Source organism: Luteococcus sanguinis, assembly GCF_039527675.1.
In the GTDB taxonomy this organism is placed as follows: Bacteria; Actinomycetota; Actinomycetes; order Propionibacteriales; family Propionibacteriaceae; genus Luteococcus; species Luteococcus sanguinis.
This window is the reverse complement of sequence record NZ_BAAAKI010000004.1, coordinates 38,705-63,287: the sequence shown is the minus strand read 5'-3', so window position 1 is coordinate 63,287 and position 24,583 is coordinate 38,705. Positions and strand designations below refer to the sequence as shown.

20 protein-coding genes and 1 tRNA gene are annotated in these 24,583 nt (G+C 65.1%); 12 read left to right on the top strand and 9 right to left on the bottom strand.

Annotated features, from left to right (window positions below):
* The first annotated feature begins 19 nt into the window (after positions 1-19).
* Entirely contained in the window at positions 20-661 is a 642-nt protein-coding gene (locus ABD089_RS03985) for a TetR/AcrR family transcriptional regulator (RefSeq protein ID WP_343884916.1), read from the top strand.
* 92 nt (positions 662-753) lie between these two features.
* Here the strand turns inward: ABD089_RS03985 and ABD089_RS03980 are convergent, their stop codons facing one another.
* Both ABD089_RS03980 and ABD089_RS03975 read right to left on the bottom strand, forming a co-directional pair.
* Positions 754-2,094, bottom strand: coding sequence for a flavin monoamine oxidase family protein (locus tag ABD089_RS03980; RefSeq protein WP_343884915.1), 1,341 nt, complete (start codon positions 2,092-2,094; stop codon positions 754-756).
* A gap of 220 nt (positions 2,095-2,314) precedes the next feature.
* A complete protein-coding gene (locus ABD089_RS03975; protein ID WP_343884914.1) occupies positions 2,315-5,020 on the bottom strand; it encodes a S8 family serine peptidase in 2,706 nt (901 codons plus the stop codon).
* 293 nt (positions 5,021-5,313) lie between these two features.
* Between ABD089_RS03975 and ABD089_RS03970 the strand changes: the two genes are divergently transcribed.
* A complete protein-coding gene (locus ABD089_RS03970; protein WP_343885380.1) occupies positions 5,314-6,927 on the top strand; it encodes a DUF885 domain-containing protein in 1,614 nt (537 codons plus the stop codon).
* A 286-nt stretch (positions 6,928-7,213) separates the two neighbouring features.
* Here the strand turns inward: ABD089_RS03970 and ABD089_RS03965 are convergent, their stop codons facing one another.
* Positions 7,214-7,870: a response regulator gene (locus ABD089_RS03965; RefSeq protein WP_343884912.1), complete on the bottom strand. Its 657-nt coding sequence runs from the start codon at positions 7,868-7,870 to the stop codon at positions 7,214-7,216.
* 21 nt (positions 7,871-7,891) lie between these two features.
* Entirely contained in the window at positions 7,892-9,097 is a 1,206-nt protein-coding gene (locus ABD089_RS03960) for a sensor histidine kinase (RefSeq protein WP_343884911.1), read from the bottom strand.
* 129 nt (positions 9,098-9,226) lie between these two features.
* Between ABD089_RS03960 and ABD089_RS03955 the strand changes: the two genes are divergently transcribed.
* From ABD089_RS03955 to ABD089_RS03910, 10 genes are all read left to right on the top strand, one after another.
* The gene (locus ABD089_RS03955) at positions 9,227-10,120 is read left to right on the top strand and encodes an ABC transporter ATP-binding protein (protein ID WP_343884910.1); all 894 of its coding nucleotides are present in this window, start codon (positions 9,227-9,229) and stop codon (positions 10,118-10,120) included.
* Complete coding sequence (locus ABD089_RS03950; RefSeq protein ID WP_343884909.1) at positions 10,120-10,926, top strand: hypothetical protein; 807 nt, start codon at positions 10,120-10,122, stop codon at positions 10,924-10,926. The genes ABD089_RS03955 and ABD089_RS03950 overlap by 1 nt, the downstream gene beginning before the upstream one ends.
* A gap of 252 nt (positions 10,927-11,178) precedes the next feature.
* Positions 11,179-11,721, top strand: a complete 543-nt coding sequence (locus tag ABD089_RS03945; RefSeq protein ID WP_343884908.1) for a hypothetical protein — start codon at positions 11,179-11,181, stop codon at positions 11,719-11,721.
* Positions 11,722-11,861: 140 nt separating this feature from the next.
* A complete protein-coding gene (locus ABD089_RS03940) occupies positions 11,862-12,233 on the top strand; it encodes a very short patch repair endonuclease (RefSeq protein ID WP_343884907.1) in 372 nt (123 codons plus the stop codon).
* Positions 12,234-12,317: 84 nt separating this feature from the next.
* Positions 12,318-13,766 carry a DNA cytosine methyltransferase gene (locus ABD089_RS03935; RefSeq protein WP_343884906.1) on the top strand — a complete coding sequence of 483 codons (1,449 nt, stop codon included), beginning with the start codon at positions 12,318-12,320 and terminating at the stop codon, positions 13,764-13,766.
* Positions 13,767-13,875: 109 nt separating this feature from the next.
* A complete protein-coding gene (locus ABD089_RS03930; protein WP_343884905.1) occupies positions 13,876-16,467 on the top strand; it encodes a Z1 domain-containing protein in 2,592 nt (863 codons plus the stop codon).
* The gene (locus ABD089_RS03925; protein ID WP_343884904.1) at positions 16,460-17,422 is read left to right on the top strand and encodes a PD-(D/E)XK motif protein; all 963 of its coding nucleotides are present in this window, start codon (positions 16,460-16,462) and stop codon (positions 17,420-17,422) included. The genes ABD089_RS03930 and ABD089_RS03925 overlap by 8 nt, the downstream gene beginning before the upstream one ends.
* Positions 17,419-19,233 carry a hypothetical protein gene (locus ABD089_RS03920; protein WP_343884903.1) on the top strand — a complete coding sequence of 605 codons (1,815 nt, stop codon included), beginning with the start codon at positions 17,419-17,421 and terminating at the stop codon, positions 19,231-19,233. Before ABD089_RS03925 ends, ABD089_RS03920 begins: the two co-directional genes overlap by 4 nt.
* A 5-nt stretch (positions 19,234-19,238) precedes the next feature.
* Positions 19,239-20,114 carry a hypothetical protein gene (locus ABD089_RS03915; RefSeq protein ID WP_343884902.1) on the top strand — a complete coding sequence of 292 codons (876 nt, stop codon included), beginning with the start codon at positions 19,239-19,241 and terminating at the stop codon, positions 20,112-20,114.
* Positions 20,111-20,920 carry a DUF6339 family protein gene (locus tag ABD089_RS03910; RefSeq protein WP_343884901.1) on the top strand — a complete coding sequence of 270 codons (810 nt, stop codon included), beginning with the start codon at positions 20,111-20,113 and terminating at the stop codon, positions 20,918-20,920. Before ABD089_RS03915 ends, ABD089_RS03910 begins: the two co-directional genes overlap by 4 nt.
* A gap of 31 nt (positions 20,921-20,951) precedes the next feature.
* Here the strand turns inward: ABD089_RS03910 and istB are convergent, their stop codons facing one another.
* The 5 genes from istB to ABD089_RS03885 form a co-directional block, all read right to left on the bottom strand.
* A complete protein-coding gene (gene istB, locus ABD089_RS03905; protein WP_343884899.1) occupies positions 20,952-21,785 on the bottom strand; it encodes an IS21-like element helper ATPase IstB in 834 nt (277 codons plus the stop codon).
* Positions 21,782-22,204 (bottom strand): Mu transposase domain-containing protein, encoded by a 423-nt coding sequence (locus tag ABD089_RS03900; protein WP_386769119.1) that lies wholly within the window; start codon positions 22,202-22,204, stop codon positions 21,782-21,784. Before ABD089_RS03900 ends, istB begins: the two co-directional genes overlap by 4 nt.
* Before the next feature lie 311 nt (positions 22,205-22,515).
* Positions 22,516-22,590: transfer RNA gene (locus ABD089_RS03895), tRNA-Thr, on the bottom strand.
* 75 nt (positions 22,591-22,665) lie between these two features.
* Positions 22,666-23,235, bottom strand: coding sequence for a hypothetical protein (locus tag ABD089_RS03890; RefSeq protein ID WP_343884897.1), 570 nt, complete (start codon positions 23,233-23,235; stop codon positions 22,666-22,668).
* A 311-nt stretch (positions 23,236-23,546) separates the two neighbouring features.
* Complete coding sequence (locus ABD089_RS03885; RefSeq protein WP_343884896.1) at positions 23,547-24,107, bottom strand: hypothetical protein; 561 nt, start codon at positions 24,105-24,107, stop codon at positions 23,547-23,549.
* Positions 24,108-24,583: the final 476 nt, after the last annotated feature.

The window sequence follows — 24,583 nt, the reverse complement described above, 5'->3', positions numbered from 1 at the left end:
AGACTGCAATAATTCCCAAGTGACTCAGGAAACTTCTGGCGACCTTTTCCCCGCTGACGAAACAGGTCTGGACGACGGGGCTGCGCTTGGGCTCAGGGAGCGAAAGAAGAAGGAGACCAGGCACGCGATCCACCTCGCGGCGCTGAGGTTGGTCTCCGAACAAGGACTGGGGAATGTCTCCACCGACGACATCGCTGCTGCGGCCGGGGTCTCGCAGCGCACCTTCTTCAACTACTTCCCCACCAAGGAAACCGCCCTCACCGGCAGCATCGACCTGCTGGCGCAGCGGATCGGACAGTTCTTCGAGTCATCGGCACCTCATGAGTCGGCCTTCGGCCTGTGCCGCCGTCTGGCGCGCCGGATGGTCCAACTGGGCACCAGGGATGAGGAGGGCTGGCGCCTGCGCCGCGAGGTGCTCCGACAAAATCCCGAGCTCGCCAGCTCAATGCTCGGCCAGCACCGCGATGCGCAGGCGACGCTGCGCCTGGCGCTGGAGGTGCGGCTGGGCGACAGCACGGGGACGAGCTGGCTGCCGGCGATGCTCGCGTCGACCACCTTCGGAGCAGTGGCAGCCACCGTCAACCTCGCCCAGACCAGCGAGGAGGCGCTGGTGATGCTGGACGAGATCCTGGACGCGCTGGCCCCCGGGCTGGATCGCTGACCCTCCCGAGCCACCACGATCCCCCAGACCGGCTTAAGGACGGTGAGGCGCGGCTCGGGGAACGTGAAGCGCCCGGCTCAGGGAGTTGCTCGTCAGCCGCGCAGCAGCAGCTTGGCGATCCGCTCGGCCGAACGGACCGCTCCCTCCATGTAGCCGTTGAACTTGGAGGAGTACTCGGATCCTGCGAAGTACACGCGTCCCTCGGGCTCGGCCAGCACCGGACCAGAGGCAGTCCAGACCCCGGGAGCGAAGTGCGCCCCGTGGCAACCACCCGTGTACTGCTCGGTGGACCAGTTGCGATCCAGATAGGCCAGCGGCTCGCCACCGTGGTGGCCGAGGGCCTGCTTGACGACGTCCTCCATCGCCCGCTTCCTGAGGAACTCAGAGCGGGTGGCGATTGACGGCGCGTCCGGACCCTCGAAGAAGCCCATCAGCACACCGTGGCCATCTGGCCCAGAGTTGTCCATGATCACGCGCATCGCGCCCTCGTCGGAGCCGACCTGGCCGGACATACCCTCACGCCGCCACCACGGCGTCTCGTAGATGAGGGCGGCCTTGATCACGTTTCCGGCGGGCACCTTCTCAGCCGTCTCGCGACGCCAGGTGGGCAGTTCGGGGGTGAACTTGAGGCCGTTGACCAGTCTGGGCGGCAGGGTCAAGACCAGGTGCGCGGCCTGGTGTCGCGTCCCATCGGCGAGCACGACGACGACCTGCTCATCGTCCTGCTCGACGGCCACCACGGGTGCGCCGAGCTGCAGACGGTCGCCGAGGTCGGCTGCCATCGCCTCGCACAGTTGCGCGATGCCGCCGGCGACGCGGCGTTGCTTCAGCGCGCCATTCACGGTCACCAGCGACTCCAGATCCAGCCCATTGTTCGAGCGCTGGAGGCCCTCCAACAGGGTCATCTCGTCGCCGGGACGCCCGAAGGCGCCCTCGAAGACCCGTCCGAACCACTGCTGACCGCCGGGGGTGCGCACATTGGCCGAGACCCAGGTCTCGACGCTCTGCTGGAACCAGGGCCGGTTCGCGTCCGCCCAGGCGGCGTCGTGGGAGATGCGCTCCCCCAGGCGGCGGAAGCGCAGCAGTCCCTGGCCAAGATCGGCCAGCTCGAAGGGGCTCAGGTTCTCGTCCAGTTCGTCCTTGGTTGGCACATGGCGCCGACCTCCACCCAGGCGGACGACGACGGCGCCGTCCGCGTGGTCGACCAGGGTGAGGTCGCGTTCTTCGACCAGCGCGAGCATCCGCTCATGGCCATCGTTGATCCACTGTCCGCCCATTTCGAGGGCGGCACCGTGTTCGGTACGGATCGTCTCGACCCGTCCACCGACCCGGTCACGGGCCTCGAGGACGAGCACCTCACGTCCGGCCGCGACCAACTCGGTAGCCGTCCGCAGACCTGCGAGCCCTGCGCCCACGACGATGCAGTCGAGCATGCCGCCCCCCTTGACCCTTGGTTGCCAGTTCGCGAGCGACTCTACTAGGCCACGCACCTACCCCCGAGGTCGGGGTGGTGATGTTCTGCGGGCTGTCATGGCGCCGTCACCACGGCAGCCAGATTCCGTTGCTGTACACGAAAGGGCCCCGCTGATGCGGGGCCCCTCCTGGTGTCGTGCAGGTGTTGGTGGTGAGGTGTCGTGCAGTGCGACTGGCGGCTCAGGAGAGCGGCCCGGAGACCACCTTGTCGAAGCGGGTCTGGTTGGTGCTGGCGTGGGCGGACTTCACCGAGAAGGCCTGGGTGTCGTAGACCTCCCAGCTGCTGGCCTGCGCCGGATCGGCGAGGGCCTTGAGTGCCTTCAGCTCCAGGATGTAGGTGCCGGCCTTGACCGAGGTCTTGCCGTTCTTCTTCACCTTGGAGTCGATGAAGCTGCCGTCCCAGGCCAGCGTCACGTATGAGGTGTCGCGGCCGTTGACGCCGTCAGAGAAAGCGGTGCCGAGACGGGCACCCTTCGTCCCGTCGGCGTTGGCGGCGTAGACATCCAGCTTGAGCGCGGCGGCCGGGTACTCCATGTGGAAGACGACGATCGGGACGTCGTCGCCCTTCATCTTGAACAGCGGGCGTGCCTGCTGCTTGCCGATCAGCTGGACCTCCCCACCGACTGTCCGCGCCAGACTCGGTAGTGGGGTGCCGTCGGCCGCGTCGGCCAGAATCTGCTGGTCCTGGTAGTTGCCAGCCATGCCCGCATAGGGGATGGACAGCTCCTGCGCATTGTCGGCCTTCAGCTGCAGCCAGCCGCCGTACTGGTAGCCCGAGGGGGCACCGGCGGGGGCGGAGATGGCCGCGCCGAAGGAGGCTGTGCCGTGGGCGGGGACGGTCAGCGTCGCCGGCATGGTCACCTGCGCGTCCAACAGGTCGAACTCGGGGTTGGAGTTGCCGACGAAACCGACGCCGGTCAAGTTCGACAGCGAATAGGTGACCTGTTCGTCGGAGTCGTTGCGGACGGTGACCTTCGTGCTGGCCGGGGCCATGTCGGCGTCGCCGAGGCTGATCTTGCCCGGGGCGGCGGACTGCTTCGACAAGATGGCGCGGTCGATCTGGATCAGGCCCGCGCCCTCACGGGTGACCATCTCCTGGACGCTGAGCGACGGCGCGAACGACCACGGACGCTCCTCGTCGGCCGTGTTCTGCAGCAGGTTGCGGACGGCCTCCCAGTCGCCCTTCAGCTCGGGGCGCCCCTGCAGCAGCAGGGCCACCGCACCGGCGGTGTGCGGGGCGGCCATCGAGGTGCCCGACTTGGAGCCGTAGGCACCCTGCTCGAGCGGGACGGTCGACCAGATGTTGCCACCGGGGGCGGCGACGTCGGGCTTCAGAGAGAGATCAGCTGCCAGGCCCCAGCTGGTGAAGTCGCTGGCCAACCCGGCGGTCTCGCTCTCGGACGAGACGACGACCCTCGCCCAGTCGATGGTCTGCGGGCCGTTGGCATCGATGGTCGCCTTCAGCCCATCGCCGTCGGTTTTGGTGATCATCACCACGGGGATGGAGATGGCCGGGTCGCCGGCGACGGTGGGCGAGATGACCCCCGGCTGGTTGTTGTAGATCACCAGCGCGGACGCACCGGCGGCCTGCGCGGCCAACGCCTTGTCCCGGAAGGAGCATTCGCCGCGCTGCACCAGCACCGCAGAGCCAGCCGGAACCGGGCTCATGGTGAGGCACCCGTTCAGCGGATCACCGACGACGATGGGCATGGTGCCGCTGGTGGGAGCCTCGGCGGCGCCCTCGGCGGGCGCGTACCCGATCGGCTTGCCGTTGACCGAGAAGCCCCAGGCGGTGTTCATGGTGTTGTCGACCGAACCGACGCTGATCGTCTTGGAGCCGACGCTGGGCGATCCGACGGCCATGCCGCCGTACTCCCCCTCATTGCCGGCCGAGGCGACGACGATCGTCCCGCGGGCAGCGAGGTTGTCGCTGGCCACGGCGTCGGGGTAGTTGGGCCAGCTCATGAAGGAGGCGCCAAGGGACATGTTGACGACGTCCACCCTGTCGTCGCCAGCCTTCTGCAGCGCCTGCATGATGATCTCGGTGTCGACAGAGCCCTCGCAGCCGAAGACGCGGTAGCCGTACAGGGTCGCGTCCGGCGCCACGCCACGCACGCCGTTCTTGGCCGGGTCACCCTGGCCCGCGATGATGCCCGAGACGTGAGTGCCGTGGCCGCCACAGTCGTCCGGGATGGGGTCGGGGACGGGCACCGGGTTGGTTTCGGCGTCGTACGCGTCGCCGACGAAGTCGTAGCCGCCGGCCACCTTCGCGTTCGGGAAGGCCGTGGTGCCGCTGGTGCCGGTGCCGCCCAGGTCGGGGTGGTCGATGTCGATGCCGGAGTCGATGACGCCGACCTTGATGCCCTTGCCCGTGTAGCCGAGCTCGCTCTGGGCGATGTTGACGCCGGTCAGGTTGCCGGCGGTGAACATGTCGGGCTTGGCGGTGCTGGAGGTCACGGGCTTGTCGATCGCGACGATCGGGAAGACGCCGGTGACGCCGTCGATGGCCTGCAGCTGGATGGCGTCGGCCTCGGACGTGCGCACGGCCAGGCCATTCCACAGACTGTCGTAGGAGCTGGTGACGGTGACATCCAGGCCCTTCGCCTTCGACGCCTGCTTCACGGCGGCCTGGCGCGACTTGACGTCAGCCGCGCTGCCGCCCCTCGCGGTCGGATTGCCGGCGACCGCGACGAAGTAGCGGTCGGGCACGATGGTGGCGCCCTTGCCGTCGGCCTTCACCTGGGTGATGTAGTCGCTCAGCTTGCCGAGGTCGGCGGCGCTGGTGGGAGCGGCGTGGGCGGGTGCGAGCGAAACGCCCGCGATCATGGCGAGGGCAGCAAGGCCGCAGCCGAACCCGCGGACGGGGCGCCCGGTGCGGTGGTTCATGGGTTCTCCTTCTTAGGCCGGTACCCGGGCCGGCGAAGTGGGATGCCGGCGGGGCCGGCACGTGGGGTGCCGGGGGCGTCTGTCACCCCGGATGTGGGAACCCTAAGGGTGGGCTGAGGGCATGTAAATGCTTGCTCACGCAATTTGACCTGCGTGTAACAATTGCCCCCGGGCGTGGGGTCGTCGGGTTCACGGCGGCGCGGCGCGTGGCTAGAGTCCCGGAGGTGACCACACCACGCACCCGCACCGCTGTCGACGAACTCGCGGACGCCCACTTCGACAGGTCCCTGCAGATGAGCCCGATGTTTCTCACCGAGATGGGCAGCACCGAGCGTCAGGACGAGTACGACGACCTGTCCCCCGCCGGGATCGAGGCGCAGGTGCAGCTGAGCCGCGAGACCCTCGCAGCGCTCGATTCCCTGCAACCGGTCGACGAGGTCGACAAGGTGACGATCGCCGCGATGCGCGAGCGACTGGGGCTCGAGGTGGAGTCGCACGAGGCCGGGCTCAGCCTGCTGAACCTGAACGGCATCGCCTCCTTCTGGCACGCGATCCGCGAGGTCTACGACGCGATGCCGACCGACACCGACGAGCAGTGGCTGACGATCGCGCGCCGGCTCAAGGTCGTCCCGACCGCCGTGGAGCAGGCCTTCGAATCGACGTTCGCCGCGATCGAGCGGGGTCTACTGCCGGCCAGGCGCCAGGTGGCCCTGCTGGCCGAGCAGCTGGGCCAGTGGTCGGCCGACGGTGGCTTCTTCGACGAACTCGCTGCCGGCGCGCCCGAGACGGTGCGCGAGCAGGTTTGGGCGGGCGCCCAGGTCGCCAAGCAGTCCTACGCGGACAGCGCCACCCGGCTGCGTGATCAGGTCGCGCCGCTGTCGACTGAGGTGGACGGGGTGGGCATCGATCGTTACCGCCTGCACTCGCGGCAGTTCGTGGGCGCCCAGGTGGACCTGGCCGAGACCTACCAGTGGGGCCTGGAGGAGGTCGCGGGCATCGAACAGATGATGCTGGCCACGGCCGCGCGCATCCGTCCCGGTGCCAGCGTCAAGGAGGCCGTGGCGATCCTTGATGCCGACCCGAAGTACACCCTGCATGGCACGGACGAGCTGCAGCGCTGGATGCAGTCGCGCGCCGACGCAGTATTGGCCGAGCTGGCGGACGTCCACTTCGACATCCCCGAACCGGTGCGGCGGATCGAGTGCTGCATCGCGCCGACCCACGACGGCGGCATCTACTACACCGGCCCGAGCGAGGACTTCTCCCGTCCCGGGCGGATGTGGTGGTCGGTGCCGGACGACGTGACCGAGTTCAGCACCTGGCGGGAGCTGACGACGGTCTACCACGAGGGCGTTCCAGGGCATCACCTGCAGATCGCGCAGACGGCCTACCGCGGCGAACTGCTCAATCGCTGGCGCCGGCACGGATGCTGGGTGTCGGGGCACGGCGAGGGCTGGGCGCTCTACTCGGAGTGGCTGATGGCCGACCTGGGCTACATGGACGACCCGGGCGACCGGCTGGGGTTGTTGGACGGGCAGATGCTGCGCGCGGTGCGCGTGGTGATCGACATCGGCGTCCACTGTGGCTTCAAGGCGCCAGAGCTGGTGGGCGGCGGGGAGTGGACCTTCGAGAAGGCGTGGGAATACTTCAACCACTACGTGAACATGGACGAGGCCTTCGGGCGCTTCGAGGTGAACCGCTATTTCGGATGGCCCGGGCAGGCGCCCAGCTACAAGCTTGGGGAGCAGCTGTGGCTGCGGCTGCGGGACGAGGTGCGTGAGCGAGAGGGCCAGGCCTTTGACCTGAAGTCCTTCCACCGCAGGGCCCTGGACGTGGGCGGGGTGGGCCTTGACGTGCTGCGCCAAGCGGTGCTTGACGGTTCAAACCCTGTCGATGCACAGAGTTAATTCTTAACGGGCGTGATTCACCCTTTCCACTTGTTCCAAGTGTGCCCGAGCTGGTTGAGTTTTCCTTGTTGGTCCGAACCCCCGAATCGGACCAGCGGAACCTTGGCTCCATGATCCCCCGAATCGTGTGGGCCGAGGACAATAGAAGGCCCTCGACGAAACCCCCGATTCGTCGCAGCGGCCACACCTGAACGAACCGCCCCTGTTGAGCAATCAACAGGGGCGGTTCAATGTGTTCAGCGTTGTGTTCAGCGTTTTCCGTCACGACCCCCGATCCTGTCCGGTGTCAGCCCCGCGCCTCCTGGACCAACAGCGCCACTTGCACCCGATTCTCCGCACCCAACTTGGCCAGGATGCTCGACACGTGCGCCTTCACAGTCGGCACCGAGAGCACCAACTGTTCGGCAACTTCGGCATTCGACAACCCGTACGAGAGGCAATGGACGACATCCCGTTCCCGGGCCGTCAGCTGCGCCAACCGGCGCCTGGCGTCATCGCCACGTCCGCTGGTCGGCGCCCCGGCAGCACGTTCCATCAGTTGCGTCAGCACGGACGGGGAGACCACCGGCTCCCCCGCCGCGACCTGCCGGACGGATGCGACGATCCGCTCCGGGCTTGAATCCTTGAGCAGGAAGCCTGCGGCCCCGGCGCGAATGGCGTCGACGACCAGTTCGTCCGCATCGAAGGTGGTCAGCACCAGCACCCGCGCCCACGGACGGGCGGCGAGCACCTGGGCGGTGGCGTGGATCCCGTCCAGACGAGGCATCCGGATGTCCATCAGCACGACATCCGCGTGTTCGCGCGCCACCACCTCGGCGGCGCCCTCACCGTCCGCGTGCTCGGCGACCACCTCGACGCCCGACCCCCGCAGCATCAGCCGCAGGCCTTGGCGCACCAGCGCGTCGTCGTCGACGATCACCACCCTGACGGGGGTTTCGGTCATGTCCGTCCTCACTACTCGTCGCTACTGCTCGTCGCTGCCGTGCCAGGGAAGATGTGCGCGGACGACGAATCGTCCGCCCTCGGGTTCGGCGGTCAACGTCCCGCCCGCCAGTTGCGCCCGCTCGGCCAGCCCGACCAGACCCAGCTGCGCGCCCGGCACCCCGGACCCCTGGGTCGCCAGAGGGTTGCTCACGCAAAGGTCCAGCGCGATGCCGGGAGCGCCGCCGGCGGTGACGGTCACCGGATGACCGGGCGCGTGCTTGCGGGCATTGGTGAGGCACTCCTGGACGATGCGCTGGGCGTGCCGGGAGGTGGTGGGCGACAGGTGCGCGACCTCGGCCCAGAAACCCTCGGGCACCCGCAGCGTGACCTGCGCCCCGGCGGCTTCCTCCTGGGCCAGCAGGGTGGGCAGGTCGAGGAGGGAGGGCTGCGGGGGCTGGAGGGCCTCGTGGTCGTCCTCCCGAAGCACCCCGAGCACGTGACGGAGTTCGGACAGCGCCTGCTGGGCGGTGGTCTGGATGACGGCCGCGGTCTGCTTGCGCTCGTCGGCGGTGAGGTCGTCCTGGTAGGCCAGCAGACCGGCGTGCATGCTGACCAGGCTGATCTTGTGCGCCAGCACATCGTGCATCTCGCGGGCGATGCGGGCGCGTTCGGCGGTCTGGGCCTGGGCGACGCGCGCCACCTGTTCCCGGCGGGCGGACTCGGCGCTGATGCGCCACGAATCGTGGAGCTCGCGCCGTGCGCCGAGGCTCCAGCCGATCGCGGCGACGGCGACGAAGGCGAACATGCTGAACGCGATGGTGACCACGGGTCCGGAGCTGGTGGCGTTGTCGCCCATGATCGGGGTGATGTAGCGGTCATTCACGGCCACCCCCACCAGCCATACCAGACCGGCCGCAATGACCTCGCGCAGTCGTCGCCGCCCGGCCAGCCAGATCGTCGCGAGGGTCTGGGCGGGCACCGCCACCGCGGAGACGATGCTGAGCGCGGTCAACACGATCGTCGTCGCGAGCGGGAACCGGCAGCGCAACAGAACCAGCGGGCTGAGCAGCGCACCGGCGATGATGTCAATGCCCATCCACGCGTCCTGGTGCGGGGTTGGGGTGCCGTTGAGCGGGGCGCTCCAGGCGATCGCGAAGATGATGAAGCCGATCAGCCAGCAGGCCAGCAAGCGCCAGGTCTCCGCCCACAGCAGCTGCGCTCGGGGGCGGGTCGCGGTGCTCGTCATGACGTCGAGTCTAGGAATATGTGCGCCCCTTGGCCCCCGACCTCAGGCGGTCCGATCCCCAACCGAGGTAGGGGGTGGTTCAGTCCCAGGACGGAGGTGCCGCGGACCGTTGTCGGATGGGATGGACCCATGATCGAAGTGGAGCAGTTGACGAAGAGGTACGGCACCTTCACCGCCGTGGATGACGTGACCTTCAGCGCACAGCCTGGGCGGGTGACCGGTTTCCTGGGGCCGAACGGCGCCGGCAAGTCGACGCTGATGCGGATGCTGTGCGGGCTGACCCCCGTGACGCAGGGATCGGCGCGCGTGCTCGGCAAGAAGTACGTGGAGTTGCCCAACCCGGCCCGGCATGTGGGGATGATGCTGGATGCGTCCGCGCAGCACCCCGGACGCACCGGACGCGAGGTGCTGCACCTGGCCGGTCTGGTCACCGAGGCGCCCAGGGGACGCGTGGACGAGATGCTCGACCTCGTGGGATTGACCCAGCTGGAGGCCAAGCGCCGCGTGAAGGACTACTCGCTCGGCATGCGCCAGCGGTTGGGCCTCGGCGGTGCGCTGATGGGCTCGCCCAAGGTGCTGGTGCTCGACGAGCCGGCCAATGGTCTCGACCCGGCGGGCATCCACTGGATGCGCGAGCTGTTGCGCGGTTACGCCGACCAGGGCGGGACGGTGCTGTTGAGCTCGCACCTGTTGAACGAGGTGCAGCAGGTGGCCGACGACCTGGTGGTGATCGGCCATGGACGCATCGTCGCGCAGGGCTCCATGCACCAGTTGTTGACCCGGCCAGGGTGCGTGGTCGACTCCATGACCCGGCAGGGGTTGGTGGACGCGGTGACCCGTGGTGGTTTGTCGTTCCGGCAACGGCCCGACGGGGCCTTCGACGTCGAAGGGGACACGGTGGTCGTTGGACGCCTGGCGGCAGAGGCGGGGGTCCCGCTGGTGCTGCTGCGCCCCGCGGACAGCAACCTCGAGGAACTGTTCCTCCAACTCACCGCAGACACCGCACGCAAGGAGACCTTCTGATGACCACGACCACGCTGGGCAAGAACCTGCTGGCCCCGATGGACGCTCCCCTCACCGGACGCGGACTGTCGTTCGGACGGCTGTTCCGGGTGGAGATGCGCAAGCAGCTGGACACCCGAGCTGGACGCGGACTGCTGATCGCGATCGGGCTGATCACGGCGCTGGTGATCGGCATCTCGATGTGGGTGGGGCGCGAGCAGGGCCTCAGCTACGACTTTCTGCTGGCGGCGACGGTGATGCCGCAGGGCATGTTGTTGCCGATCCTGGGCATCGTCACGATCTGCAATGAGTGGAGCCAGCGGACCGCGCTGGTGACCTTCACCCAGGAACCTCGACGAGTCCGGGTACTGGCTGCCAAGGCCTTGGCCGCGATGGCCCTGGGGACGGGCGTGCTCGCACTGACGATCGCACTGGCCGCGCTGGGACACGTGGTGTCGATGACGGCCGCGGGAAAGTCGTCCGAGATTGCCCTGTCTTGGGGCTGGACCGACCTGTTCGGCGGTTGGGTGATGCAGATGCTGTCGGTGTTGCAGGGCGTCGCCTTCGGCGCGCTGCTGATGTCGGTGCCGATCGCGGTCGGTGCATTCTTCCTGGTGCCGACGATCTGGGCGATAGTGACGGCCGTGTGGAGTCCGCTGACCAGGCTCGGTGCGTGGATCGACCTGTCTCAGGCCCAGGCTCCCCTGATGGCTGGCGACCAGCTCACGCTGCGCCAGTGGGAACAACTCGGAACAGCTGGGCTGATCTGGATCGCCCTGCCCCTGGCCCTGGGCATCTGGCGGACCGTGCGACGAGAGGTGAAGTGACGTATTGGGAAGCAGGCCGGCTCGGGCAGCGGGAGGCTCGTTCTGGCGGCGATGGTGGTGATCGGCATCCTGATCGGTGCAGCTCTGGACGGCGACCACTGACGGGGTGAACTCGCGCAGCAATCTGAACTGTAAGCACGATCCAGACCGCATGCACGCTTCTTACAACTGGGCAGGTCCGCGCAGTTGCATTGCAATCTGTTTGCAGACTCGTTACTATGACTTTGCAACCTAGCTGCAAGGAGAAGGAAGATGGCTACAGAAGAACTCACCGTTTCGACCCTCAAGGTCCTAGCCAGTTCGGCGCGGGGGCTGGCGGACCAGCTCGAAGCCCTGATGGCGCAGATCCCGACCGGCCCGGGCATCAGCGCGGCACCTGATCGCGACATCGCTGGCTCAAGCGAGGACAAGCGAACGCATGCCGAGCTGCCCGTCTGGGACCCCGAAACTGACCTCCCCTTGGGCAAGCCAAAGGTAATCGGCACGCGGGAGGAACAGGATTGGTGCTCCCTCACCTACTTGGGGGGCATCTATGCGATCAACCGGCGCTACGGACGTGGGGCGACCAGCCAAGAGGTCAGTCGGTACGCCCAGAAGGCTGGCTACAAAGACGGGCGCGCGGTTACTGCGTGGTCCAAGGGCGATGGCCCCACCTTCAACGACGAGAACAAGCAGCGTTGGATCTCCAGCCAAGGGGCGAGCTTCTGGGTCCACCGCTTGGCCGAGTCCCTTGGATTCCGCCTCCCTAGTGACTTGGCCTCGCCCTGGGAAGACGGGCCAGTGAAGCCTGCGTAGGGTCAGGAGCAACCAATCATCTCGCCCGGTCGCTTGCATGCACACGAAGCGATCCGCTTGGCCACTGACCGGGCGCGATGAACACTGGACGAATGCCAACGATTCGCCCCACCCCTCAGCACGAGTGGGTTCGCACGCGCATGTCCGAGCAGAAGCGCGCGGGCACGGCGCCCGAGCTCGCCCTCCGCAGGCTGCTGCACGCCAAGGGCTACCGCTATCGGGTTGGCGCGAAGGTCCCCGGGATGCCCCGACGGACGATCGATGTGGCCTTCACGAGGAAGAAGCTTGCCGTGTTCGTCGACGGCTGCTTCTGGCACGGGTGCCCGGAGCACTGTGTGTCACCGAAGAACAACGCAGAATGGTGGGCCGCGAAGCTCGAGGCGAATCGAGCACGGGACTCGGACACGGACGCGGCGCTCGCCAGCGCAGGTTGGCGTGTTGTCCGCATCTGGGAGCACGAGACGCCGGCAGACGCCGTGGATCGCATCGAGGCGACGCTGAAGGACTGTTGACAGACCTTCGGAAGAGTTGGTTGGCAGGTGACTCTTGGACATGAACCAGGTAACCTGGTCCAACCTTCGAGAAAGTGACTGGCTGTGATCCCCGTTATTGATCTGTTTGCGGGCCCTGGTGGCCTGAACGAGGGGTTCTCGTCGGTCACGGACGCGCATAGCGAGCCCGTATTCAAGACGGCTGCGTCCTTTGAGATGGAATCCAACGCCATAGCGACACTCCGTCTTCGTGCCGCAGTCAGGAGCCTGCGACGAGAGGGTCAACTGCCACAGGTCTACTACGACTTCCTCAACGGGCGCATCAGTCGTGCTCAGCTGGATGGCGACAGTGCATTCGCCGCCGCGCTGGCGGAGGCGACGGATCGCGAGGTCTTCCAGATCGAGCTGGGAGAAGCCACACGGCATGAGTCAGACGAGGTCATACAAGCACGCGTTCCTGCTGATGAGCCGTGGGTTCTGATCGGAGGCCCGCCCTGCCAAGCGTATTCCTTGGCGGGCAGATCCCGGCGTCGGGGCGACGAAACGTTCTACGAGGACAAGAAACACTTCCTCTTCCGCGAATACCTGCACATCTTGGACAAGTTCCGGCCAACTGTCTTCGTGATGGAGAACGTCAAGGGCCTGCTCTCCTCCAGACACAGTGGCCAGAACATGTTCGATCTCATCCACAGCGACCTCTCCCTCGGCGGCGATTATGAGATCCGCTCCCTCGTGGTGGACAACAAGACACCACAACCCTCTGATTACGTCATCAGGGCTGAGAACTATGGTGTCGCCCAGCGACGCCACCGAGTCATCCTTCTGGGCATCCGATCGGATTCTGGTGTGCGTATCCGCCCTCTCAAGCCGCGGAGCCGCACCACCGTCGATGACGTCCTGGGAGATTTGCCCAAGGTTCGCTCTTGGGTCAGTCCACGTCGCTCAGACAGCGTGGACTGCTGGCGCGAAGCCCGGAACCAAGGACGCGAGGCCGCGGGCCTCCGGAGCTTGCACTCAGAGCCCCCGGGTCTGGGAGCAGCCCATGCCCCTTACGACAGCGTTGGGGCACGGACCGATGCCGCAGGGCTGCGCGAGTGGTTGGTGGACCCTGAACTCAGCTGCCTGACACTGCATGAACCGCGCGCGCACATGCTCAGTGACCTCGTGCGTTATGAGTATCTGGCGGTCAGGATGCGCCGCGACAAGGAACACCCCAACGTTCAAGAACTTCCACAGGCGTTGCGCCCTGCGCACAAGAATCTCTCGTCGGAGAAGGCCCCCTTCCTGGATCGCTTCAAGGTACAGGCGGGTGATGCTCCAAGTTCCACCGTTGCTTCACACATCGCCAAGGACGGTCATTACTACATCCACCCTGACCCGGAACAGATGCGTAGCCTGACGGTCCGTGAGGCTGCCAGACTTCAGTCCTTCCCTGACAACTACTTCTTCTGCGGGAATCGGACGGCCCAGTACCACCAGGTGGGCAATGCCGTGCCCCCGTACTTGGCTCGTCAGATTGGTGAGCAAGTGGCGGCGGGCCTGCGCGCCTTGTGACGGCTGGTCCGTGAAGTTCTTCCACGCTTGATGGTTCGCAAACCTGAAATTTCGCCGAAGGATGGGATCAGCCGTCCAAAATTGCGAGTCAGGGCAGTAGCTTGACGACGTGCCCCCAGCCAATGACGACAATGCCATCCAGCCCTTGGTCAACAATCTGGTGGCCCTGTGCTCCAGCGAGCGGATCAGCCTCCCCGAGGCGGCCCGAAAGCTGCGTTCCTATGGTTGGCCCAAGGCAGACGTTGATCTGGCTGCAGCCCGCGTGGTCGAGCTGCAACGAGCAAATCTCGTTCTTGACGAGTCCGTGACTTCTGACGCGGTGCGAGTGGGGCCCTGGTATGCAAAGCCCTTGGTCGACGGCGTCTGGTCCGCCTATCGCGAGCACTGGGTAGCAGCTGGCAAGCCCGGCGTCGACTATCTGGACTCCTCCACCACCCACATCACTGCTCTCCTTGCTGACCCCAAGACCGTCGGTACCCGTAAGGGCCTCGTCATGGGGAACGTACAGTCCGGCAAGACCGGCAACTACGCCGGCGTCATAGCGAAGGCCGTGGACGCTGGGTATCGCGTCATCATTGTTCTGGCGGGCCTGTACAACAACCTTCGCCAGCAGACCCAAGCCCGGTTGGTTCACGACGTCTTTGCGTCCAACTGGGAATTGCTCACCGGAAAGGACACAGATCTCGCCAGCATCGACTATCCGCAACGCAGTTTCAACGCAGGGCACGTCACCGCAGCCGTGGTGAAGAAGAATCCGAAGCGGTTGCGAAACCTGCTGGAAGGGCTCAAGGCCCTTGACGACGCGACACGGGAGCGTTTGCCCATCCTCATCATCGACGATGAAGCGGACCAAGCCACGCCCAACAGCCCAACCGCGAAGAAGGCGATCTCGACGATCAACGGCCTGATGCGAGAGATCTGGCAGGAGGTCCGGGTCGGGACCTATCTCGCGTACACCGCCACTCCCTTCGCCAACATGCTGATGGACCCTGATGAGGTGAACGAACTCTTTCCGGACGACTTCATCACGACGATCGAGCCAGGCCCGACGTACTTCGGTCCGGAACGCGTCTTCGGCGCTGCCGAGGCCGTGGAGGACGGCAAGCAGACTTACTCGGATGGATTGGACATGGTTCGCCCGGTTCCAGAGAGCGAGGTCGAGGCCCTGCGTCCTCCATCGGGCAAGGATGAGCGGAAGGCAGCCGCAGCAGAGGTCGTGCCGAGCCTGCAACGGGCCCTGCGGTGGTTCCTCGTAGCCACCGCGATCCGAAGGCTCCGGGGAGACTCTGGCCACAGCTCGATGTTGGTTCACACAACCCACTACGCAGACCCACACATGGCCATGCGTGATGCCATCAACGAGTGGCTGCAGGTGCAACGCAGGACTCTGGACGAAGCCGTCTACCGGGATCTCTGGAAAGCAGAAAGCCATCGAGTCCCTCTGGAATCGGAGCAGGCGACCCTGTCGTGGGAGAACATCTGGCGTCAACTGCGGCACTGTTTGGAAGAGATGAAGGTAGTCGTGGACAACGGCCTGTCGGATGACAGGCTGGACTTCACGAATGGTCCGCAAACGGTCGTCGCAGTCGGCGGCGGCACCCTGTCTCGTGGACTAACTCTGGAGGGGTTGGTGGTTTCCTTCTTCACGCGGAGCACGAACACCTATGACACCTTGATGCAGATGGGTCGGTGGTTCGGCTACCGCGACGGCTACGAGGATCTCCCTCGGATCTGGGTTTCCGAAGGCTTGGACAAGGACTACGCATTCCTTGCAAGGGTTGAGCGGGATCTACGCGAAGAGATCAAGTCCCTCGAAGGCAGCGAGTTCACGCCGCGACAGGTTGGGGTCAAGATCCGGTGCCACCCTGGTCGTCTCGAGGTAACGTCAGTTGGCAGGATGAAGCAAGCCAAACTTGTCAATGTGAGCCTCAGCGGAACTCTGCGCCAAAGCTTCATCCTCGATGGCTCGAGCGAGGTACAGGCGCGCAATCGCCTCACTGTCGAACAACTCATCGGCAGCAGTCCCGAAGTCGACCAGCGCCGCCGGTTGGTGAAGCGCAACGTCCGGTCCGCCCACATCTCCCAGTTCTTGAACAGCTTCACGTCCCATCCGGACCAGAGCATTCTCAACAGCCCTGAGCAGCGGAACGCGATGACCAAATGGCTCGACGAATATGGATCAGACTGCGCATGGACCGTGATGGTCAACAACAACACAGACGCTGAGCACCTTGCCGAGGAGAGCTACACGATCTGTGGTCACAGCGTGGCGATGTCCCAGCGCGCGCCGTTGAAGGACAGCCACCCAGGGCGGCTGGACTTCAAGGCGGTCATGTCTCCTTCAGACTGGCTGGCTGACATCGAAGGGGTGATGCCTCAGGACGGCACGCCCTCAACCCTCAGCGCACGGCAGCGAGCGAGGCGCGAGCACGCGCACGGACAAGGTCTCCTACTGATCTACGTCCTGAGCCCCAATGCGAAGGCGAAGCTCGGGAGCAAGAGTCGAAGGGACATGCCTGTCACCAACCCAGTCCTCGCATTCAGCATCATCTTCCCGAACGTTGATGACCCGTCAGGGGACGAAGCGACCTTCATCGGAGTTCGAACCAACCCCTATGCGGTGGTGGACGAGGAGGATCTGGATGAGGACCTCCCCGAGGACACCGAGGACGCGCCTGTGGAAGCGGAAAACGATGACTGACTCCTACATGGAGTTCAGCATCGCGCTGAGCCAAGTCTGGAACTCCGACCACCCCACCTTGATCGGGCGCCCCGTAGGGTTGCCCGAGACGGGACTCCTGCTCGCCGCAGATTCAAAGGGACAGCGCCACATCCTCGCACCGCTTGCTGAGGGGCAGACCTTCGAGGCGCAGGTGTGGGACAACCTGCGTTTGACCGAAGCAGAGTTCAAGTCGCGTCGCTATTTGGACCTGATCTGCTCCTCCGATGATTTGTCCAAGGTCTTTGCCGCGTTCGCCGACCAAGTCATCCGGCAGACGGTGAGCGAGAAGCGGCCGGCGGCGGATTCACTGCAGCGAACTCTTCGTGAGTGGAAACAGCTCCTCAAGCCAGCACCTGCCCTGTCGGAAGAAGAGGCGCGGGGCTTGTTCGGTGAACTCGTGGTCCTGAGAGAGCTGGTGCGTCGCAATTCCGGGTTTGCCCTCGACTCGTGGAGCGGACCAGAGATGGACCTCCACGACTTCACCACGCCGAAGGGCGACATCGAGGTGAAAACTTCTCGCACAGAGGGGCTTGATGTCACGATCTCGTCCATCCATCAGCTCGACGCACCACCTGACAGGCCACTCGTTCTGGCGCGTCTGCGTGTGGAGAGTTCACCCCAAGGACGCAACATCACCGACATGGTCACCGAACTCTGCCGCGCAGGCCTACTGAGGGACGAACTGGTGCAGAAACTGGCGGGTGCTCGATTCGTGCTGGGCGGGGACCCCGACACCAATCGTTTTCTCGCCCCAGAACCTCCGGCTGTTTGGGCTGTCGACGACAATTTCCCCGGTCTGCGCAGCACCGACATTCCAGAGCATAGGCGCGGACCCATCAAGCGCGTCAAGTACACACTCGACCTCGTCGCCGCAGGGCCACCCATGGCAGCCGAAGAGTTCCACCACTACATGGACAGGATCATGACCGCATGATCGGTTTGAAGGATCTCACCTGGTACCCGAAGGCAAACGGGGCGGGCGACATCGACGGGGCAGGATCGAAGCGCTTGTTGGGGCAACCAGAACTCGATCTGTGCAGCCTGCTCGTTCGTGAAACTGCTCAGAACAGCTGGGACGCTCGCAACCGGGATCAGGTCCCAGAGTTCGAGATCCGTCTCCGGACGTTGGGACTTTCCGAGCTGGATGTACTGCGCTGGAACATCTTCCGAGAAACTGCGCCCGGTTCGAGGCTCGAGTACCTTCTGCAACGCCAGAAGCCATTCGATGCAATCGAGATCAGCGACCGCAACACCAAGGGCCTGGGCGGCGCCTTGAGGAATGATTTGGTGACGGAAGGAGTTCACGACTGGGTGGATTTCGTCCTTGCCGTAGGCGCTCCTCCGGACAACGAGCGCGGCGGGGGAACATACGGGTTCGGGAAGACCGCGAGCTATGTCGCAAGTCGCTGCTCCACCATCGTCATCTGGAGCGCGACCGTGCACGCGGGCAGGGTCGAGCACCGTTTCATCGCCTCCGCCATGGACTCGGGATTCACTCTCAAGGGCGAGCGATTCACCGGCCGGCAGTGGTGGGGACTCACTGTCCATGAATCACAGCGCCCGACCCGCATCGTGCCGCTACTCGGGGATGAAGCCAAGCGGCTGGGAGAGGCGCTCTTCGAACATCACTTCGGCCCCCACGAAACTGGCACCTCGCTACTCATCCTTGATCCGTGGGATCCCGATGCCGATGGGGAGGCATCGTGGCGAGAGCGCGTACCCCTTGCCGTGATGGAGAACCTCTGGCCGAAACTCGTCCCGGACCAAGCCCAGCAACACTGCATGGACATCGCCTTGTACGACCATGGGGAACCGGTGCCGATAGTCCCGTCCAATTCGCCGACCTTCGATGCGCTTGGGCACGCTCTGTCCGTGGCAAGAAGAGGGAAGCAGGGACCGGCCACCGACATGCACACCACGTGCTTCGACGTTCGACTCCAGAGACCTGTCATGTTGGTGGGCCATTTGGCCTTGACACGCTACTTCTCCAATCCCCAAGATCCGCTGGGCGGGCTCTCCGGGAAGGTGGCACTGATGCGCGCCCCAGAGCTGATCGTGCGCTCAGAAGAGTTCAGAGCAGGCACTCATGACGTCCTCAACTGGGTGGGTGTGTTTCGGCCGCTTGACAGCCTGAACAACCACTTCGCCAACGCAGAACCGCCTGCTCATGATGCATGGGTTCCAGCGCTCATGAATGACAAGGGAGAGAAGCGCGTGGTGAACGTTGCGCTACGCGAGATCAAGACCCATGTGAGGGATTTCATGTCGCCAACGCCTGTGGTCGACAAGGCAGAGGGTGCAGCGCCAACCGCGGCGCTGTCGGCCGCTCTCGCCGGGCTCGCTGGAGTAGCCACAGGGTCGCGCCCCTCGCCCGTGGCACGAAAGGACAGGAAAACCCGCGAAGGGGCCGCTCGCAAGGAGAGGAGGAGCACAGGTGAGGCGAAGCTCTCGCGCGTGACCCCGCTTCCCTCCGTGCAGCGTGACGTGGACCTCGGCCGGGAACGGTCTCGTGTCTTCTTTGACGTCTCCGCCGAGCAGGCCTTGAGGGTGGCACTCGGGAAGTTGTCCATTTCGATCGACGGGAGCACATTGCTCGCTCCTGATGAGATCGGGATTGTCGCCTGGTCCGATGGCTCCCGAGGTTCGACCCTGAATGTCAACGGGTCCGGCTCCTACTGGGTCGACGTGGCGTACCCCACTGGGGTCGCGATTGAGGTTGACGTCAAGGTGGCTGAGCCAGCATGAGAGCAATGCCCTTCAACGTTGCCGACGCAACGGCGGTCGAAACGCAGGAGCCTGTCCTGAGGAGCGGCGAGACGCAGTTCCTGGCCTCCGAGCAGGTGCGAGCTTGGGACTATCTCACTCCACTGCAAGTGGTTCAGCAGTTCCATGTGAATGATCTGAAGTTCCGATCCCAGACGGGGTTGTCCGACCTATCTGGCATCGTCCTTGCACTGCAGGTGGACTGCCCGGCCACTGGGTGGCGACACATCGAGACCGCAGACATCAGCAAGGCGCTCGACAGAGACGGATTCGTCGAGCTGACAGTGCCTCCCGGCGCCGTCGGCGACGCCATCACAATCTCCTCATGGGTCCTCCTCGACCGCCCCGACACCCCCGGGACAATGGACAGAGTGGCCCACCTCCGGGGCAGCCGCCTGCACACGGGAGACATGATCTGGCGAGTCCAGTTGGAAGGCAATGGGGCAGGGTTCCCCACCGAGGCGATCGACTTCAGGACGATAGGTCTGCCGGAGGATGCCCCTTGGCATTTGGCGATGCGTGGGGCCGACCTTGACCTGCCGTTCATGAGCGCAGTACGCCTCCAAGTAAATACAGGGCACCCAGCGTCGAAGGCACTCCGCACCGGTTCAGTCCCTCAGCTACAGAGCGCTCTGTTCCATGATGTGCTCCTACAGATGCTCCTGAATGTTCGGGAGAGCGTTCTTGAGGAGCACCAGGACTCATGGCCTGATGAATCGCTCGGCGAAGTCATGGACGGTCTGTGTGCGAACTTTGTTGGGGTCGGTCTCTCTGAGGCTTGCCAAGACCTCACCGACGATCAGCCTCAATTTCTGACGCGGCTCAAGGGTGGCGTCCGGTTGTTCGGAGAGGTAGGCGAATGAGTTCGCGTCTGATTCCTCGGCTGACATCCGAAGGAGCAAACTTACGATTCCGAGATCTGCAGGCTCTCTTGGGTCAAGGTCTCGACCCGCTGGACCTCGTTCAACTCGACGCCAGTGAATCCCGGCCCAATGAAACCGGCGGGCAGGCCGCCTCCCTCGAAGAGATTCGTGACTGGCGAGCGAAGATTCGTGAAACTGTGACCCCGATCCACGTGCCCTCGAAGGCTGCCAATGACCGTCACGGCCTTGAACTGGGTAGGGCGCTGAATGAATTCTTGGATCCCATCCCCGGCGATGCTGCTCACGACGGCACGTGGTCGTTCCTCAGTTTGTATGTACTCCCGGACATCGTCAACGAACGGTGGCCAGGCTCATCGGGAGACGAGGGCTACAAACTCTCAATCGACCGGTGGGTCGGCGCACAGACGGCTGGGGCCCGAGACCGCAACTACGTGAAGACCTCTTGGCAGCGCTACAACGTGCTCGGGGAGGTGATGGAGACGGCCGAGAACCCGCTTGGTGAAGATGAGTTCGTGGCACTCACTGAGCGAAGTGCGCTGGCCCGGAACAAGAGGTTGGTGCAGGCAGCAGCACGCGCTGTCGCCTCCTATGACCAGTCGAGGCAACGTATGGACTTCACACGCAACCTGATGAAGCGTCTGTGCTACCAGTCCGGGGCCCGCACCTTAGATCTGCTGTCCGACGCGGAACTGAGTGCCTTTGTAGACAAGGCCGTCGACCACGTGTCCAGCGCTGGGCTCAGCAAGGAATCTGAGCCTACGGGCCCGCGCCGCGCCAAGGGATGAGTTACGCAACCACAAGGTTCAGCTCATGCTGTCAGCGGCGGCTGAAAATTGAGCAGGTTTCGACGGGTGAAATTTGAGCACCTGGTCGTCTACTTGTTGCCGTTCTTGGCGAGGAGTTCGCGGCGGGCGCGGGTTCTGTAGGACTCTCTGACAGGGCAATGACCTCGGCGTGGTGGATGAGTCGGTCGATCATCGCGGCGGCCACGACGTCGTCGCTGAAGGCCTCGCCCCAGCGGCCGAATGGCAGGTTCGATGTGACGATGATCGAGCCTTGCTCGTAGCGGGTCGCGATGAGTTGGAAGAACAGGTTCGCGGCGTCGGTGTCGAAGGGGATGTAGCCGACCTCGTCGATGATGATGAGCTTGTAGCGGCGGATCTTTTTGAGCTCGGCGTCCAGCGTTCCGGCCTGGTGGGCGCCGGCCAGCCGGGTGATCCAGTTGCTCGCGGTGTCGAACAGCACGGAGTGGCCGTTCTGTGCGGCCTTGACGCCCAGCCCGATCGCGAGGTGTGTCTTGCCGATCCCGGGCGGGCCGAGCAGGATCACGTTCTCGGCCTTCGCGACGTAGGTCGCGGTGGCTAGGTGCGCGAGAATGTCGCGGCGCAGCGACGGCAGGTGGTCGTAGTTGAAGTCCTCGAGCGTCTTGATGGCCGGGAAGTGAGCGGTCTTGATCCGCATCATCGCCCCCGATGCCTCGCGTTCGCTGTTCTGGCGTTCCAGGACCGCGGCGAGGTACTCCTCATGCGACCAGCCCAGGTCGCGCGCTTGGACCGCGATGTCTTCCCACGTGCGGGCAATGGTGGGGGTCTTCAGTGCGCGGGCCAGGTAGGCGATCTTCGACGACACATCGGTGGCGATAGCGGTCATGAGGTGTGGACTCCTTGCAGGTCGGGGGCGTGGTGGAAGCCGACGCCGAAGAGGTCGTCGTAGTCGGGCAGGGCGCGTAGCGCGACGACGTGCCCGTCGCCGTGAGCGCGGCTGGTCTTACGTGCCGCCGCAGCAGCACGCGCCGCATTGAACGAGCCCCGCAGCTCCTTCGCCGTCGCGACGTGGTCCGGGTCGGTGATCGTGGCGCCGCTTCCCCAATGCCGGGCATGGGTCGCGACGATCCGGTCCTCGCAGGTGACCGCGACGACGTCAGGAGTCGCGACCACCTCGACGAACCTGCCGACCGCGGACGGGTCCACGGAGTAGTCGTTCGAGCCGATCCGCACGTAGTAGTCCCGACCCAGGCGGATCCTGTTCGTCAGCCCCACCGGCGGACTGAACGGTGGCAGGGCGACCATCGCAGACTTGTCGTCGTCCCACCGCTCACGCGGGGTGGCGCCGATCGCGCGCAGGTGGCGCCGGTTGGCCTTCGTGTCGATCCAGTCAGTGAACTGGTCGTTGAAGTCGCCGAGGCCAGTGAAGGTGCGCCCGGGTAGGAACGAGGTCTCGAAGAACCCGTTACGGCGCTCGACCAGGCCCTTGAACTCCGGGTCACGTGGCGGGGCGGGGAGCTTGACCCCGGTCCCCCGGCCGTTTGCTTGTTGTCTAGAGAACCGACGAGGTAACCCTTGCGCGCTACAGGAGAGACGCCCTCTGTGCGGCTTGCCATTGGAGCCGCCTTGGGGAGTCGAACCCCAGACCTACGCATTACGAGTGCGTTGCTCTACCTCTGAGCTAAGGCGGCGTGGCGCCCACCTGCGTGAGCGCCGAGGAGCAGCATAGCAACCGGCACCGGCTCCAGTCATCTCGAGCCGCTGGCTCAGCGGACGACCTTGGAGGTGAGTTCGCCCACCTTCAGGTCGGAGGAACCGGACATCTGCATCCGAAAGGACCCCGACTGACCGAGAGCAGCCCAGTCCAGATTCCAGACGGTCGTGGCCGTGATCGTGTAATCGCCGTGCGTCACGTACGTGTGGCCGCAGTCCGGGGACTTCTGCATCGCCGGCGCCGAGATCGGACGCACGGTCATCGACGTGCACACGATCGTCGAACCATCACCCAAATCAAGAGTCGTCGACTGCTTCGTCGCGACCAGCGTGATCGCGATCCCCTGCTGAGTCGTGGACGCATCCACCGAGGCCGGCTCGTCCGAAGAAAACCAGACCGGAAGTCCCACCGCGAGCATCCCCCACTCGTTGTTGGCAGGGTCCGGCGAGATCGAAGGGACCGCATCGGGCAGCGTCAGCTGCGCCAACGCCCGACTCACCAGGACATAGGGATCGGGGGCTGCGGGTGCCGGGGCCGCTGCGGCCTCACCGGCCGGGGTTGGCGGCGCGGGAGCAGGAGTCGCAGGTGTCGCCTCGGGAAGCTCACCATCCACGATGCACATGGGACCGACGCTGGCGCCCCCGCAGAGTTGGGGGAAAGCGGCATCAGGGGCGGGAATCGAGACGGCCGCGGTTCCAGTCGTTCGTGCCTGCTGGCCTCGATTCCGCGACGGCGCTATTTCGTCCTTCGTGCCCGGATTCTTCGGTTGGGCATGAGACCGGGACCCTGAGCTGTCGGCAGCTTCCTCCGTCTCGCGAGCCCGTAGCGCGGCAGCGGCACCGGAGTTCGCTAGTTCAATCTCGTTGGTAGCAGCTGAGGCCACCGGCGCAGCGAACAACGAGATAGCCAGGACCAATGGCATTTCGGTTCGTTTCAGAAAGCGCATTTTGTACCGACCTTGGCGGTCAAGCTAACGACGACGAGGCTCCCGCTCGGCGCCCTCTTGAAGAACACGGTGCGGTTAACCAAGTCACCCTTGCTGAGCTCGCTTCCTTCATAGAGCATGGGAACCTTACGAGCGTCTTCGCAGGACTGCAAGGAAGTAATGGACCCTTCCTGACTTACGCCAGGATTCGGATGCCACGTGATACGAGACTCGGGAGCGGCTGCCTGTCGAATACCCGTCCTCTTGGAGGCAGCGTAGGTGCGCTGCATCGCCGCTCTCGCGGGGTCCATCAAGAGTGCCCCCATTGCTTGAGGCAGTTCGTCCGCTCCACCTGCGAGCATGAGCTTGCGCTCCTCAGCAAGGAGCTTCTTGTAGACCTCGACGGCCTCCAGGTAGAGCGGGTCTTCTGAAGGGGACACGGACTTCGAAACCGACGGCGTCGCCGAACTCGCCATCGTCGACGCCTCAGGAGTGGTCGACCCACCACCCGAACATCCAGTCATGGCCAACGCCACGAGGAGCACACCCACACGCTTCATGTCCGGCATCGTGCCATCCCACAGGTCCAGAAACACCCCACGAGCGGTTGCCTGTGGACAACCCGTTGTGGGTTCGAGACCTGTCCACAGGCGGGGCGGGGATGCGTGCGCAGGACGAAGGGTCCCTCTGCAGGCTCGGGGACCGTGGGGCCGGTGACTCGGTGAGCCTCCTTGCACACACCTTCGCCAAAACGTGCGCCCCAGTCGGATCCGGTCCCGTGGCGGGACCGGATTGCTCTGACACGCACGTTGTGGCGGATTCTGGCCGGAGGGACCCCGACACGCTCGGGGACCGGGAGGCGGTGACCCGGTGTGCCTCCTTGCACACACCTTCGCCAAAACGTGCGCCCCAGTCGGATCCGGTCCCGTGGCGGGACCGGATTGCTCTGACACGCACGTTGTGGCGGATTCTGGCCGGAGGGACCCCGGCACGCTCGGGGACCGGGAGGCGGTGACTCGGGGAACGTGCAGGCGCCCCCTCGATT